11 protein-coding genes are annotated in these 15,537 nt (G+C 71.6%); 2 read left to right on the top strand and 9 right to left on the bottom strand.

Features of this window, described 5'->3' with window-relative positions:
- Positions 1-113: 113 nt before the first annotated feature.
- From WME85_RS45265 to WME85_RS45305, 9 genes are all read right to left on the bottom strand, one after another.
- The gene (locus WME85_RS45265; protein WP_437830502.1) at positions 114-1,652 is read right to left on the bottom strand and encodes an NADH-quinone oxidoreductase subunit N; all 1,539 of its coding nucleotides are present in this window, start codon (positions 1,650-1,652) and stop codon (positions 114-116) included.
- A gap of 3 nt (positions 1,653-1,655) precedes the next feature.
- Complete coding sequence (locus WME85_RS45270) at positions 1,656-3,920, bottom strand: complex I subunit 4 family protein (protein ID WP_437830505.1); 2,265 nt, start codon at positions 3,918-3,920, stop codon at positions 1,656-1,658.
- Between the two features lie 7 nt (positions 3,921-3,927).
- Positions 3,928-6,522, bottom strand: coding sequence for an NADH-quinone oxidoreductase subunit L (locus WME85_RS45275; protein ID WP_437830508.1), 2,595 nt, complete (start codon positions 6,520-6,522; stop codon positions 3,928-3,930).
- Between the two features lie 210 nt (positions 6,523-6,732).
- Positions 6,733-7,533, bottom strand: coding sequence for a ribosome biogenesis GTP-binding protein YihA/YsxC (gene yihA, locus WME85_RS45280; protein WP_437830511.1), 801 nt, complete (start codon positions 7,531-7,533; stop codon positions 6,733-6,735).
- Positions 7,530-7,868 carry a gamma-butyrobetaine hydroxylase-like domain-containing protein gene (locus tag WME85_RS45285; protein ID WP_436620287.1) on the bottom strand — a complete coding sequence of 113 codons (339 nt, stop codon included), beginning with the start codon at positions 7,866-7,868 and terminating at the stop codon, positions 7,530-7,532. Before WME85_RS45285 ends, yihA begins: the two co-directional genes overlap by 4 nt.
- A 255-nt stretch (positions 7,869-8,123) precedes the next feature.
- Positions 8,124-9,107: a Gfo/Idh/MocA family protein gene (locus tag WME85_RS45290; RefSeq protein ID WP_437830513.1), complete on the bottom strand. Its 984-nt coding sequence runs from the start codon at positions 9,105-9,107 to the stop codon at positions 8,124-8,126.
- Positions 9,104-9,499: a hypothetical protein gene (locus tag WME85_RS45295; RefSeq protein ID WP_437830516.1), complete on the bottom strand. Its 396-nt coding sequence runs from the start codon at positions 9,497-9,499 to the stop codon at positions 9,104-9,106. Before WME85_RS45295 ends, WME85_RS45290 begins: the two co-directional genes overlap by 4 nt.
- 58 nt (positions 9,500-9,557) lie before the next feature.
- The gene (locus WME85_RS45300) at positions 9,558-10,511 is read right to left on the bottom strand and encodes an acetyl-CoA carboxylase carboxyltransferase subunit alpha (RefSeq protein ID WP_437830519.1); all 954 of its coding nucleotides are present in this window, start codon (positions 10,509-10,511) and stop codon (positions 9,558-9,560) included.
- Positions 10,512-10,672: 161 nt separating this feature from the next.
- A complete protein-coding gene (locus WME85_RS45305) occupies positions 10,673-12,601 on the bottom strand; it encodes an adenylate/guanylate cyclase domain-containing protein (protein ID WP_437830522.1) in 1,929 nt (642 codons plus the stop codon).
- Positions 12,602-12,860: 259 nt separating this feature from the next.
- Between WME85_RS45305 and glpK the strand changes: the two genes are divergently transcribed.
- Positions 12,861-14,372 (top strand): glycerol kinase GlpK, encoded by a 1,512-nt coding sequence (glpK, locus tag WME85_RS45310; protein WP_437830525.1) that lies wholly within the window; start codon positions 12,861-12,863, stop codon positions 14,370-14,372.
- A gap of 277 nt (positions 14,373-14,649) precedes the next feature.
- Entirely contained in the window at positions 14,650-15,453 is an 804-nt protein-coding gene (locus tag WME85_RS45315; protein ID WP_437305293.1) for a UPF0158 family protein, read from the top strand.
- The last annotated feature ends 84 nt before the right edge of the window (positions 15,454-15,537 follow it).

Below are 15,537 nucleotides of genomic sequence, written 5' to 3' on the forward strand. Positions count from 1 at the left end.
CAGTCAACGCTCGGCCGGCGTGCCGTCAACATGTCGTCAATGCGCCGTCAACGCGCCCTCAACGCGCCCTCAACGCGCCGTCAACGCGCCCTCAACGCGCCGTCAACGCGCCGTCAACGCACGATTGTCAGGGACCTGGCCACGAGATCGTAAACGGGACCCCAGTAGATCCCGAGCAGCAGGGTCGGAATCGCGAGCGCGCACGTCATCGCGCCAAGGAGACGCCGCACGGGCGCGGTCTCGGTGCGCTCGCCCTGCTCGAGGTACATCGCGCGGAGGACGCGCGCGTAATAGAAGAGCGAGATCACGCTGTTCAGCACGCCGACGACCGCGACGACCCAGTTCCACGTGCCCCCGGCGGAGATCAGCGCCGAGAAGAGGTAGAACTTGCCGACGAAGCCGGCCATCGGGGGCAGGCCGGTGAGCGAGACGAGGAACATGGCCATCGCCGCCGCGACGAGCGGCGCGCGGCGCCCGAGCCCCCGGAACGCGGCCAGCGTCTCGTCCCCGCCGTTCCTCTCGGCCACGGCCATCACCACGAGGAACGCGCCGAGGTTCATGAAGCAGTACGCGACGACGTAGAAGACGATCGCGGCGACGCCGGCGTCGCTGAACACCGAGAAGCCGAGCAGCATGTAGCCGGCGTGCGCGATGCTCGAGTAGGCGAGCATGCGCTTCACGTTCTCCTGCCCGAGCGCCGAGAGGTTGCCGACGGTCATGGTCGCCATCGCCAGGCACCCGGCGAGCACCGGCCACGGCGTCTCGACGGCGGGCGACGCGCCCCCGGCGCCGAGCGCGTCCCAGAAGAAGCGGACCAGCACCGCCAGGCCGGCCGCCTTCGGGCCGACCGAGAGGAACGCCGTCACCGGCGTCGGCGCGCCCTCGTACACGTCCGGCGTCCACATGTGGAACGGGACCGCGCTGATCTTGTAACCGAAGCCCGCGAGCATGCAGGCCACGCCGACGAAGACGACCTCGGGCACCCTGCCCTGCTGCGCCGTGAGCGCGGCGATCCGCGCCGCGCACTCGCCGAGGCGCATCGACGCCGTGATGCCGAAGATCCAGCTCATCCCGTAGAGCATGATCCCCGACGCGACACCGCCGAAGATGACGTACTTGAGCGCCGCCTCGCTCGACTTCGCGTCGTTGATCTTGAACCCCGCGAGCACGAAGCTGATGACGCTGACGAGCTCGAGCGACAGGTAGATGAGCAGCAGGTGGCGGCTCGCCGCCATCAGGTTCATGCCGAGCGAGAGCACGAGGATCAGCGTGAAGAACTCGCCCGGCTCGCGCCGGAGCTCGGGCTCGACCCCCGGCTCCCTCGAGGGCGGCACCGCGAAGAGGACGATCGCCGCGGTGACGAGCGCGAAGAGCACGCGGAACAGGTTCGAGAAGCGATCGAACGCGAGCAGGCCGTGGAAGAGGTTGAGCGCGCCGGCGTCGCTCGCCAGGAAGTACGCGCCCACCCCGCCCGACCAGCCGAGCGCCGCCAGGCTGAGGACGACGAGGCCGCCGATCTTCAGGCGCGCCGGCGCCGCGAGGTCCCACGCGACGAGCAGCAGGACGGCGGCGATGAGGCCGAGCTCCGGCGCGAAGTACGCGAGGCTCTCCACGTTGTCGAGCGTGACGTTGTCGAGCGTGCGGGTTTCCACGGCTTATCTGGCGCTGGCGAGGGCGCCCCGGCCCGCCGCGGCGCCCTCGCTCGGGGCGCCCGCGCGGGCGGACGCGGCGCTGTCCGCGCCGGGCGTGCCGGGCACGCCGGCGATCTGGGACTGCCCCGGCCTGTCGACGAGGCGGTGCACCTCGAGGGCGCCGCGGTCGATGAGGCTGAGCAGCGGGCGCGGCCAGAAGCCGAGGAGGAGGACCAGCGCCGCGAGCGGCGCGACGGACGCGAGCTCTCGCCTGCTGATCTCCGGGAACTTCCCGCCGAACGGCTCGAGGTACTTGCTCTGCCGCCACGACGCGCGGAACGTGCCGAGGAACATCCGCTGGAGCGCCCAGAGGTGGTACGCCGCGGTGACGATCACGCCGACGGCGGCGAGGATCGTGAGGCCGCGGTAGCGCGGGAAGGCGCCGATGAACGTCATCGCCTCGCCCCAGAAGCCGGACAGGCCGGGCAGGCCGAGCGACGCCATGAACGCAAAACCCACGAGCGCCGTGTAGAGCGGCATCTCCGAGGCGAGGCCGCCGAACCTGTCGATGTCGCGGGTGTGCACGCGGTCGTAGACCACGCCGACCAGGGTGAAGAGCATCCCGGTGATCAGGCCGTGGTTGAACATCTGGACGAGGCAGGCCTGGATGCCCTGCGGCGTCATCGCGCCGAGCGCGAGCAAGGTGAAGCCCATGTGGCTGACCGAGGAGTAGGCCACGAGCTTCTTCAGGTCGCTCTGCGCCATCGCGCAGAAGGCGCCGTAGAGGATGTTGATCACCCCGAACACCGCCATCGCCGGCGCGGCCCACTGCGTCGCCTCGGGCAGCAGCGTGAAGTTGATGCGGAGGATGCCGTAGGTGCCCATCTTGAGGAGCACCCCCGCGAGGATCACGCTGATCGCCGTCGGCGCCTCCACGTGCGCGTCCGGCAGCCAGGTGTGGAACGGGAACATCGGGATCTTGATGGCGAACCCGATGAAGAGCCAGATCCAGACCACCTTCACCGCGGCGACGCCGAGGATGTCCAGCCCCTGCGCCGTCCAGGCGACGCGCGAGAGCTCCGGGATCGAGAAGATGCGCTCGGTCGCCTGGCCGTCGACCAGATAGGTGTGGCCGGCGTTCAGGTAGAACCAGATGAACGCGAGCAGCATGAAGACGCTGCCGGCCAGCGTGTAGAGGAAGAACTTGATCGCCGCGTACTCGCGCCGCGGCCCGCCCCAGATGCCGATGAGGAAGTACATCGGCAGGAGCATCACCTCCCAGAAGACGAAGAAGAGGAACAGGTCGAGGGCGATGAACACGCCGAACATCCCCGTGACGAGGAGGTTGTACATGGCGAAATAGCCCTTGAGCTGATCGTGGACGCTGTAGCTCGCGAGCGCGCCCACGAACGAGATCAGCGCGGTCAGGAGCACCATCGAGATCGACACGCCGTCGACCCCGACGAAGTACTCGACGTTCAGCGAGCGGATCCACACGCCGTGCTCGATGAACTGGTAGCCGTCGTTCCCGTCGGCGCTGGTGAAGCCCCGGTCGAACTGGGCGTAGAGCCAGGCCGCGAGGACGAGGTTCACGCCCATCAGCACGACGGTCAGCAGCCGGAGCTTCCGGTCGTCCTGGTAGCGCAGGAGGTGCGCGACGAAGACCGCGACCACCCCGAGCAGCGGCAGGAACGTGATGATCGAGAGGATGTGGTCGCCGACGAAGCCGAGGCCGCGCCCGCGCTCCGCGTGGATGCCCATCGCGAGCGTCCGCGCTGTCTCCAGCACGCCGGCCGCGCCGGCCCCGACAGCGTCCGACTCGACGACGACGTGCCCGTAGAGCTCGCGCGCGCGCACGCCCGCGGTCCTCCACCGGACCACGACGTTCCGGCTCGCGCCCGGCGGGACGGTCGCCGCGGTGCCGCCGCCCTCGAGCTCCGCGCTCACGCCCGGCGGGACGCGCGGATCGTCGGGCGACGTGCGCACGATCACCCGCGTCACCCTGAGCGGGCCGTCGCCGCGGTTCTCGATCGCGAACGAGCCGACGTGGTCAGGCCCGCTCGCGGTGAGCTCGACCGGCGCGCCGGGGACCTCCGCGCGCAGCGCGATCTGGCCGCGCGGCTCGAGCGCCCCCGGCGCCTCGAGCGCCTGCGCCAGCGCGGGCAGCGCCGCCCCGAGCACGACGGAGAGCGCGGCCACGAGGGAGAGCAGGAGCTTCATCGAGGTGGACCTGGCCGGGGTCGCGAGGGCGAATCCACGGCGCACGTTGACGAAGGAGAGGTTCGACATCCGCCGCTCACCGCAGGAAATAATGAACGATGCTGAACAAGGCGACGCCGCCCAGGAGGAAGTAGATGTAGCTCTGGATGCGCCCGGTCTGCAGGGAGCGGAGCTTCTCTCCCGCGCTCAGCGTGCCCTCGGCGACGACGTTCACGACGCCGTCGACGAGGTACCGATCGATGGCGCCGGTGACCCAGGCCGCGGCGCGGGCCGCGACCGCGACGGCGTTGACGAGCCCGTCGACGATCCACCGATCCATGTCGGCGAAGAAGAGGCGCAGCGACAGGAAGGCGCGCACCACCGTCGCGTCGTAGACCTCGTCGACGTAGTACTTGTTCGAGAGGAGCTGGAAGCCCGGGAGCCCCCGCTCCTCGGCCTCCCAGCGCGGCGAGCGCCGCTCGCCGTAACGAGAGCGGGCGAGCGAGAAGGTGAAGATCGCGCCGCCGACCGAGAGCGCCATCAGCGCGAGCTCGAGCCCCAGCCCGTGGCGCTGGAACGAGACCTCCGCGTGGGCGAACACCGGATGGAGCCACGCCTCGAGCAGCGGCTCGCCGTGGCCGCCGACGAAGTGGCTGGAGAAGCCGAACACCGCGCCGGAGAGCGCCGACAGGGCCGCGAGGACGGCGAGCACCCAGGTGATCGCCGCCGGAGACTCGTGGACCTTCTTCTTGATCTCCTTGCGCGCGTGCGGCCCCTCGAACGTCAGGTAGTAGCTCCGCCACATGTAGAACGAGGTGCCGAGCGCCGCGGCGAGGCCCATGACGTAGAGGAGCAGCCCCGGGATCGGGCCGGTGTTCTCGGCGCCGAACGCCTTCCAGAGGATCTCGTCCTTGGACCAGAAGCCGGCGAAGAACGGGATGGGCGCGGCGGTGATGGCGAGACACGCCACCTGGTAGGCCCGCGCCGTGCGCGGCATGACGCGGCGGAGGCCGCCCATGTTGCGCATGTCCTGCGCCGCCGCCTCGTCGTGCTCCACGGCGTGCATCCCGTGGATCACCGAGCCCGAGCCGAGGAAGAGGCAGGCCTTGAAGAAGGCGTGCGTCATCAGGTGGAACACGGCGGCCCAGTACGCCCCGACGCCGACCCCGATGAACATGAAGCCGAGCTGGCTCACCGTGCTGTAGGCGAGCACCTTCTTGATGTCGTACTGGAAGAACCCGATCGTCGCCGCGAAGAGCGCTGTCGAGGCCCCGACGAGCGCGACGATGCCGCCGGCGGCCGGGCTCAGCGAGAACAGGAAGCTGAGGCGCGCGATCATGTAGACGCCGGCCGTGACCATGGTGGCGGCGTGGATCAGCGCGGAGACGGGGGTCGGGCCGGCCATCGCGTCGGGCAGCCAGACATGGAGCGGGAGCTGGGCGCTCTTGCCGGCCGCGCCCACGAACAGGAAGAGGCACGCCAGCGTGACCAGCGCGACGCCGCCCCACACCGTCTTCGACTGGAGGGCATCCCTGAGGAACGCCTTGCCGCTCGCGTCCTTGATCACGAGCTGGTCGTGGATCTCGCGGAACGTGACCGTCGAGCCGACGGTCGCCACCACGACCTCCTGGCCCGGCTCGACGCGCATGCGATCGATCGCCGCGATCTCGAGGCCGTCGCCCGCGACCACGGCGCCGTCGCCCGGCACGATGACCACGGAGTGAACCCCGGCGTCGATCTCCTTGCGGAGGAAGGGGGAGACGGCGAACGGCGGCGGGCTCGAGGCGAGCTGCGCGGCGCTGGCGATACCGAGGTACACGCGCGCGCCGGGGTGGCCGGTGAAGGTGAGATAGCCCTTCGCGCCGGCGCGCGACGCCGCCCTGCGCTCGCCCGCCTTGCCCCTTCCGCCGTCGCCAGCGAGGGCGGCAGGGGCGCCCTCTTCGCCGTGCGCCTCCGCGGCCACCGCGATGAAGCGCGCGCGGTAATCGGAGAGGAACCGGCCGTCGTCGAGCCACCTGGCGCCGAGACCCCAGAAGAGGAGCGCGAGGCCGCAGAGGAAGCCCCAGTCGCCGACCCGGTTCACGACAAAGGCCTTCATGCCGGCAGAGGCCTTCCTGTAGTCGCTGTACCAGAACCCGATGAGCAGGTAGCTGCAGAGGCCGACGCCCTCCCAGCCGAAGAACATCACGATGAAGTTGTCCCCGAGGACGAGGAGCAACATCGAGAAGACGAAGAGGTTCAGGTACGTGAAGAATCGCCAGTACGCCGGCTCCGCTTCCATGTACGACGCCGCGTAGACGTGGATGAGCGCGCCGACGCCGGTGATGATCAGCGTCATGAGGCCGCTCAGCGGGTCCATCACGAACGCGAAGTTCGCGTCGAGCGACCCGATGCGGACCATCTGCCAGGCGAAGCTGTAGAGCGCGCGTTCCCCCGGAGCGAGCCCGACGAGCTGGATGACGTTCGCGAGCCCGAGCAGGAACGCGCCCAGCATCGCGCCCACGGCGACGAGCGTGACGCCGAGGCTCCCGATGTGGAGCCGCTTCGACGCGTCGCGACCGAACGCGCTCCGCTGCATGGCCCGGCCGAACAGCGCGTTCACCGCCGCGCCGAGCAGCGGCAGGAGCGGGATCCACCAGAGCGGCGTCAGCGACGCGTGGACGTGCGTGACCTGGCCGGAGTAGTCGGGCATCGTAGGGTCAGCCGGTGGGTACCTGGACCGGCGCGCGCGCCCTGCACTGCGAACGCCGCGCGACAGCGTGACTGTCGGCTCTGGTGACTCCCCCGCGAAGCCGGAGGAGCCGCACGTTAATGGAGGGCCAGAGGGCGGGTCAATACCTCCATCGGCACCGATCCGCGGTGCGATGCGCTGGTCCCGCGCACGTCTCGCACCCGCGCAAGCTCATCCGTCCCCGGTCGTCTCGCCGCCGCTCGGCGGGGGCGCACCGCTGCTCGACGGCGGCGCGACGCCACCGAGCTGCGTCGCGCGCCGGATCGCGAGCCACAGATCCCGCCTGCCCTCTCCGGTGATCGACGAGAAGCCGATCGCGCGGCGGAGGGCGCCCTCCGCCGTCCGCGGGGCCGCGGACGACAGCTGATCCAGCGCGCGCCGGATCGACGAGCGGGGCACCTTGTCGACCTTCGTCGCGACGAGGAGCAGCTCCACGGGCCGGCGGGCCGCGTCGCGCGACGCCTCGATGAAGTGGACGAGCTCGAGATCGTCCTCCTCGAGCCCCCGCCGCGCGTCGACCAGGAGCAGCACCGCGGCGAGCGTGACGCGCCCGCGCAGGTATCCCTCGATCAGCGACGCCCACGCCGCCTTCTCGGACTTCGAGCGGTGGGTGAAGCCGTACCCCGGCAGGTCGACGAGCTGGAACACCGCGCCGTCGCGCGCCCGGGCCTCATAGAAGTTGATCTGCCGCGTCGAGCCGGGGTTCGAGCTCGTCCGGACGAGGCCCTTGCGCTCGACGAGCGTGTTGATGAGGCTCGATTTACCGACGTTCGAGCGCCCCGCGAACGCCACCTCCGCGCTGACGGGCGGGGGGAGCGACGCGAGCAAGCCCGCGCCGGCGACGAAGGACGAGTCGACGACCTGGAGCGGATCGAGCTGCCGCTCGGCGCGCGCCGGGGGAGCGGCTTGAGCCTTCGGAGCAGCTTGAGCCTTCGGAGCAGCTTGAGGCTTGGGCGCGCGGCGGGCTGTCACTTGGAGTGGGGCGGCTGGAATTGCGGCTTGCACTCGTCGCACTGACAGAGCGAGCGCAGGTACCGGAAGGTGTAGATGCCCGAGTCGTGCCGGTCTCCCCACGTGAACTGGAGCGCGTAGTTGCCGACCTGCTCGATCTCACGGAGGTTCAGGTCGCCGCCGGGCACGAAGTTGATCGTCCCGCCGTGCCCCTGGCAGTTCGCGCACGGGCAGTACCCGCGCAGGATCTCGTGCGGAAGGACGCCGCGGTGCCCGTCGGCCCAGTGGATCTCCATCACCCGCGCTCCGTGCGGCGCCTTGACCTGGGTGGGAGTGGTCTTCGGATCCTGCGGCATCGTACCCTTCCAGCCGACGGCAGTACCACGCCGATCCGGCGCTGCAAAGGGCAGCCGGGCGCCAGCCGCGCGCGCCTCCGCTTTCCCCTGCGTTCCCGTCCTCCCGCGCTCCGGAGCCCGGCCGCCGGCTCCCGCCGCGCCGCAGCGCCCCGCCGAGAGGCCCGCCGAGAGGCGCCCGCGGGCTCTCCTCTCCGGGGTCTCTCCGGCGTCCACGGGCGCGGCCCGCCGCGACACGGATCCGATCGCGGCCCGGCGCTACCCCGCCGCGACCGCTCGCGCCTCGACGGGGGCGAGCGTCGCCTCGACGCGCTCGAGGGTCCGCACCACCGCGGCGCCCTCGTCGAGCGGCGTCAGCGGCGGCGTGCGTTCCTCGACGCAGCGGAGGAAATGCTCGATCTCCACCGAGAGCGGCTCGCGCCACGGCACCTCCAGCTCGTGCGCGGCCGGCGCGAGCGCGCCGCGCTCGCCGCGCTCGCCGCCCGCCGCGGCGCCGCGGCCGTCCAGGAACAGCAGCCGGTCGGGCGCGCGCACGTCGTCGAAGACCGCGACGCGCGCGCTGCCGGCGACGCGGAGCCTCCGCTCCTTGGTCGCGCTCGACGAGCAGAGCTCGATCTGCGCGGCGAGGCCGCTCTCGAGGCGCGCCTCCAGCGTGACGCGCTCGCCGCCCGGCGAGAGGTGGGCCCGCGCCTCGGCGAGCGGGCTCGGGTCGAGCGCCGCGAGCACCGACAGGTCGTGCGGCCCGAGCGTCCAGAGCGCGGAGGCGGCCCCGCCGCCGCCGGTGGACAGGCGCGCGGCGCTGAAGCTCACGAGATCGCCGAGGCGCCGCTCGCGCGCGAGCGCGACCAGGTGCACCACGGAGGGGTGGTAGCGGAGCAGGTGGCCGACCATGCCGATCCGGCCGAGCGCCGCCGCGCGGGCGGCGCAGCGGTCGGCGTGCGCCGCGGAGAGGGCCAGCGGCTTCTCCACGAACACATCGGCGCCGGCCTCGAGCGCGCGCAGCGCGAGCTCGGCGTGGCTCGCCGCCGGCGTCGCGATGAGCACCGCGTCCACGCGCGCGGCCAGCGCCTCGTCCACCGTGCGGACGAGCCGCGCCCGCGGGGCGAGCGCGCGCGCCCGCGCGAGGCGGCCGCGATCGACGTCCGCCACCGCGACGACGCGCGCCCGCGCGCTCTCCGACAGCGCGCGGAGGATCTTCTCCCCCCACCGCCCGCAGCCCACCAGCGCGACGCGGACGCTCACGGCGCCCCCGCCGCCGCCGCTGCCGGCGCGCGCGTCAGCTCGGCGAGGATCGCCTCGCCCTCGCGGTTGCCCGGGTGGATCGACGGACCGTTGATGTCGACCAGGAAGTCGTAGCGCACCGGCGGCTCTCCCTCGATCGTCGCGCGCACCCGGACGTGCTGGAAGCAGGCCGACTCGGTGGAGGCGCTCCAGGCGGGCGCCTTTGCCGGGTGCCGCGCGCCGATCGCCTCCGGCACGCTGCGGCCGCCTTCCGGGCGGTACTGCTGCACGATGCCGAGCGCCGCCCTGCGGTCCGAGGCGTTGAACCTCGACTGCACGCGGAGGACCACGCCGGCGGCGACGGCGCTGGTGCCCACGAGCAGCAGCGTCCGCAGCGCCTTGCCGTAGTCCATCCGCGAGCCGTATAGCCCTGGCGCCCGGGGAGAGCCAGCCGCAGCGCCCCCCGGCGAGCTAACCGACGAACGACCCGAGGCCGCGGAACCTGCGGTACCGGTCGTCGACGAGCTCCTCCGGGCTGAGCCCGTCCATCGACGTGAGCGTCGCCCAGAGCGCCTTGTCGAGCCGCGCCGCGGCCTCGTCGTGGTCCTGGTGCGCGCCGCCGGTCGGCTCCTCGACGACCGTGTCGACGACGCCGAGCTGCAGGAGGTCCGGCGCGGTGATCTTGAGCCGCGCCGCGGCCTCGTCGGCGCGGGCCGCGTCCTTCCAGAGGATGGCCGCGCAGCCCTCCGGCGAGATCACGGAGTAGCAGCTGAACTCGAGCACCAGCACCCGGTTGGCGACGCCGAGCGCCAGCGCGCCGCCCGAGCCCCCCTCCCCGATGACGGTCGCCACGATCGGCACCCCGACCCGCGCCATCGCGGCGAGCGCGGCGCCGATCGCCTCGCTCTGGCCGCGCTCCTCGGCGCCGATGCCCGGGTACGCGCCCATCGTGTCGATGAACGTCAGGATCGGGAGCCCGAACCTGTCGGCCATCTCGTAGAGCCGGATCGCCTTCCGGTAGCCCTCGGGGTGCGGCATCCCGAAGTTGCGCTTCACGTTCTCCTTCGCGCCGCGCCCCTTCTGGTGGCCCACCAGCACGACGCTCCGCCCGTGGTAGGTCGCGAGCCCGCCGACGATGGAGCAGTCGTCGGCGAAGCGCCGGTCGCCCTTCAGCTCGACCCAGTCGGTGAAGAGCCGCTTGACGTAATCGAGCGTGTACGGCCGGTTCGCGTGCCGCGAGAGCAGCACCTTCTGCATCGGCGTGAGGCCCGCGAAGATCTCGCGCGCCAGCCGGCCCGTGTTGTCCTCGAGCTGGGCGAGCTCCGGCTCGAACCGCGGGTCGGCCGCGGCGAGCGCGCGCAGCTCCCGCACCTTCTCGATGAGCTCTGCGACAGGTTTCTCAAAGGGTAGAATGGAAGCAGCCACGGCGCGGACCCTAACGCCGCAGCGGGCAGACGGCTACGGCGCTGTGCTGCCGCGCTGCATCGCGCGGTTGACGCACTCGCACGCACTCGCACGCACTCGCACGCGCTCGCACGCGCTCGCGTGCGGGTAGGCGGACAGGCGTACAGCCCGCGCCCCCGCGCTCACTCGTTCAGGGCGTTGGTCGGCTCGGCGCTCATGAAGGCGTTCGCCGGGACCTGCGCCATCGGCCGGCTCCGGATCACGTTGAAGATCGGGATCGGCTTGTCCTTGCCCTTCACCCGCGCGGGCTGGAGCTCCTCGGTCTCGAACCTGCCCCCGAGCTGCGCGTACGTCGTCTCGCTGATGACGATCTGGCCGGCCAGCGCGATGGAGCAGAGCCGCGCCGACGTGTTCGCCACGTCGCCGATCACCGTGTAGCTGAGCGCCTTCGAGCTCCCGATGTAGCCAGCGACGAGCGGCCCGGTGTGGATCCCGATGCCGACCGCGAGCGGCTGCTCGCCCTTCTCGAGCCGCTCGCGGTTGAACTCGCCGAGCACCTCGCCCATCTTCAGCGCGCACTCCACGCTGCGGACGGCGTCGTCGCGGTGGGCCACCGGCGCGCCCCAGAGCGCCATGATGCCGTCGCCCATGAACTTGTCGAGCGTGCCCTCGAACTGGAAGATCGTGTCGACCATCCGCTCGAAGTACTCGTTCAGCATGACGACGAGCTCCTCCGGCCGCTTGCTCTCGCTCATGCGCGTGAAGCCGCGGATGTCGCTGTTGAAGACGGTGCACTCCTCGACGTGCTGGCCGCCCTGCTTCACCGCGAGCTGGCCGCTGAGGACGCGCTCGGCGATGTTCGGCGAGAGCAGCCGGCGGAGCTGCTCCCGCGTGACGATCTCGTTCTCGATCTTCTTCCCGAGGATGTTGATCTCGATGAACATCGCCGCCTGGTAGGCGATCGCGGTCACGAGCTCGAGGTCCTTGGGCTGGAACTGCGCGAGCGTCTCGGAGTCGAGCCAGAGCACCCCGAGCACCTCGTTGTTGTGCTGCAGCGGGGCGACGAGCGGCGCGACGATGGCCGAGCTTATCCGGTTCAGGATCATGCTCTTGCCCTTCGACGCCGCGAAGTCCATCGCCGCGTCGTGCGTCAGCACCGCCGCGCGCTCGTGCACGACGTGGTTCAGGATCGTCGACGACACGCTGATCGGCGCCGTCGTCCCGTCGCGCCGCTGCATGGCCTGCGGCGTGAGCTCGCCGCCCTCGTTGCGCAGGAAGATCACCCCGCGGTCGGCGCGGATGAACTTGAAGACGCTCGTCAGGATCTTCTCGAGCAGCTTCGTCGTGTCGCGCTCGGCGGCGATCTCGCGGGACAGCTCGTGCGACAGGCGCAGCCGCTCGTAGTCCGCGCGCAGCTGGTTCATGTCGTTGGCGATCCGGTCGAACGCCAGGAACCCCTTGTCGACCGCGGCGATCTGCGTCCCGATTTGCCGGGCCTGATCGTTCACGTCGATGCGCGTGCCCTGCGCGACGTACGAGCCGCCGTGCGCCCCCGAGCGCCCCGGCAGCGGCGCCGTCCCGCCCGGCCCCGGGAGCGGCGGCGAGGGCGGCGGCGCGTACGGCGGCTGCCGCGTCACCGGCGGCGCCGCCGGCGTGCCCGGGAGCGGCGCGGGCTGCTGCTGCGGGCGCTGGTACTGGGGCGGCGGCGGGGCCGGGTAGCCGGCGTCGCGAGGCGGGTAGCCGTGGGCCGGCGGCTGCGCCGGCATCGCGCCCGGGTGGTTGACCCCGGGGGGCCAGCCCTGGCCGAGCGGCTGAGCCGCCGCGGCGCCCGGGTCGTCGAACCGGCCACGCGTGGACCCGAGGGCGATCTCGTCCCCGTGCTTCAGCGGCGCTTCGCCCCGGACACGCTCGCTGTTGACGAACGTGCCGTTCAGGCTGCCGAGATCGCGCAGGACGAAGTGATCGCCCCGCTGCTCGATGATGCAGTGCTCCTTCGAGACGATCTTGTCGAGCAGCTGGATGGAGTTGTTCGGGTGGCGCCCCAGCGAGTTCACGGGCCGCAGCTCGATCGCCTGCTGGCCCTCGGCGGTCTGCAGGATGAGGCGGGCCATCGGTTCTGGGAGATTACCCAGCCCGGCTCGGACCGACAATCTTTCCGGCCGAAGTCCGGGGCTGGCCAAGGTAAGGAGCCGCGCCGACCGCAGAAAAACGAGCCCCTGGCCCCGGCCGAGGCGCCCGGACCGAACCGGCCGCTCCCCAGGGCCCGACAGAAGTACACCTGATCATAAGATCAGTATTTCGTCCACGGTCCATGTGGACGTGGCGCGTGGAACTGCTATGCGCCCACACCCCGCCGCGTTAGTCGGCCGCATGGATTCCGCGTACCTCCTCGCCATCGATCAGGGCACCACCGGAACGACATCCCTCCTCATGGACACGGCTGGCGCGACGCTGGGCCGCGCCACGCGCGAGTTTCGCCAGCATTTCCCGGAGCCGGGGCTCGTCGAGCACGACCCGGAGGAGATCTGGCAGAGCGTTCAGGACGCCGTGGGCGAGACGCTCCGGGCGGCGGGCGTGGCCGGCAGCGCGATCAAGGCGATCGGCATCACGAACCAGCGCGAGACGACGCTCGTCTGGGAGCGCGCGACGGGCCGCCCCATCCACCGCGCGATCGTGTGGCAGGACCGCCGGACGGCGGCGCGCTGTGCCGAGCTCCGCGCCGCGGGCCACGAGCAGGCGGTCGAGGAGACGACCGGCCTCGTGCTCGATCCGTACTTCAGCGGCACCAAGCTCGCGTGGATCCTGGACAACGTGCCCGGCGCGCGCGCGCGCGCGGAGCGCGGCGAGCTGTGCTTCGGCACGGTCGACAGCTTCCTCGTCTGGCGCCTCTCGGGCGACGTGGCCGGCGGCTCGCCGGTGCACGCGACCGACGTCACCAACGCGTCGCGCACCCTGCTCATGAGCCTCGCGACGCTGGGCTGGGACGACGCGATGCTCGCGGTGCTCGGGATCCCGCGCCAGCTCCTGCCGGAGATCGTCGCCTCGGCGGGCCGCATCGCGGCGACTCGCGGCTTCCCTCACCTGCCCGACGGCATCCCGATCGCCGGCATCGCCGGCGACCAGCAGGCGGCCCTCTTCGGGCAGGCCTGCTTCGCGGCGGGCGACGCCAAGTGCACCTATGGCACCGGCGCGTTCGTGCTGGCGAACATCGGCGGTCGCCCGCTCCGGAGCCGCTTCGGCCTGCTCACCTCCGTGGGGTGGAAGATCGGCTCGGAGGTGGTCTTTGCGCTCGAGGGGAGCGCCTTTATCGCGGGCGCCGCGGTGCAGTGGCTCCGCGACGGCCTGGGCCTGATCAAGACCGCGGCGGAGATCGAGGCGCTCGCCCGCAGCGTGCCGTCGAGCGAGGGCGTCACGTTCGTCCCGGCGCTCTCCGGCCTCGGCGCGCCCTACTGGGATCCGGACGCTCGCGGGATCATCTCCGGGGTCACGCGCGGCACGACCGCGGCGCACCTCGCCCGCGCGACGCTCGAGGGAATCGCGCTCTCGGTGACGGATCTCGTGCAGGCGATGGCCGACGACCTGGGCCACCCGCTGCGCCGGATGCGCGTGGACGGCGGCGCCGCCGCGAACGATCTGCTCATGCAGTTCCAGGCGGACGTGGCGAACGTCGCTATCGAGCGCCCCACGGACCTGGAGACAACGGCGCGCGGCGCCGCAATGCTCGCCGGCGTCGGGGCCGGCCTCTTCCGCACGAAGGAGGACTCGGCCCGCATCTCCCGTGTAGGGCAGAGCTTCCAGGTCGCGATGAGCGAAGCGGATCGATCCGCCCACCTCCACCGCTGGGCCGACGCCGTGGCCCGCGCGCGCTCGCAGCGCAGCTGAGCACTCGCCGATTCCCCTGAATTTCCACGCTGTTTTCCGCTTGAACCCAGGTCTCCCGAAGCTCTCTCCCGAGTCGTCATCGCGCCGCGGCTCGGCGGCCGAACGGGCTTCCGGATCAAGGAATCAACCCTAGGTTGCGAGAGTTAGGCCCAGAAGCCCCCAACCAGCGTAGAGTGCTATGACGACGGCGCATTTCCGTTCAAACTTGGTGCACTTGAACCGAGGCGCGCGGCCAGCCCACCGCCGCCTCGCTGCTTTCGATGGAGACGAGGAGGACATGCCGACTACCGAGAATGCTTCAGCCGGCGGGACGGCCGTTCGCGACATCCCGATCGACTGGGAGGCGCTGGAGGACGCCTTCGAGAACAACGCCCCAGAGGTGCACTCGTACCTGCACCTCGGCACGGGCGACGTGCTGCGGGTGGTCGACGGCGTGGCCGATCCGCAGATGCACGCGCGCATCGCGGCCGATGCCAACTACCTCCGGATCGATCCGGTGAGCTCGCGCGAGCAGTACCGCTGGATGGAGCGCTACATCCCGATGGTGGAAGACATGGAGCTCCAGGCGAAGCTCAGCCAGGCCATCGACGGCAAGGGCGCGTTCCGTCGCTTCAAGGATGTGTTGATGTCCTACGGTCCGGAGCGGGAGCGCTGGTTCGCCTTCCGGAGCGAGCGGCTGCGGATCTTCATGGAGGCGTGGCTGAGCGCCCACGCCCTGAACCCGGTCCCCCGCCCGCTGTGGGTGCCGGAGGTGCCGGCCCGCCCGGAGGCCGCCCCGGCGGCGCCCGCGGTCGAGGCGCCGGTGCGCGAGCGCGAGCGAGAGCGGGAGCGCGAGGAGGTGCGGGAGCCCCGCCGCGGCGGCAGGAGCGTGGAGAGCCTGCGCAAGAACCTCCGCGACATCGCCGAGGCGCTCGGCCCGCGGGACCTCGACACGCTGACGGCGTTCGCGGAGTTCCTGAAGGCGCGCCGCGCGGCGCGGTCGTTCGCGCACCACTACCAGGAGGCGCAGGGGCCGTCCGACGAGGAGTCCGGGCCCGCCTCGCAGGAGATCGCGAGCGAGTCGCGCAGCGACACGGCGTGAGGTCGCGCCGCCGGCGCCGCGATCGCGGCGCCGGGGCGCTGGCCTGAGGGTGGAACGGAGGGGAGCGGCGGAGTCGGTCGCCGC

Origin of the sequence: Sorangium sp. So ce1153 (genome assembly GCF_051521595.1) — a bacterium.
Classification (GTDB): domain Bacteria; phylum Myxococcota_A; class Polyangia; order Polyangiales; family Polyangiaceae; genus Sorangium.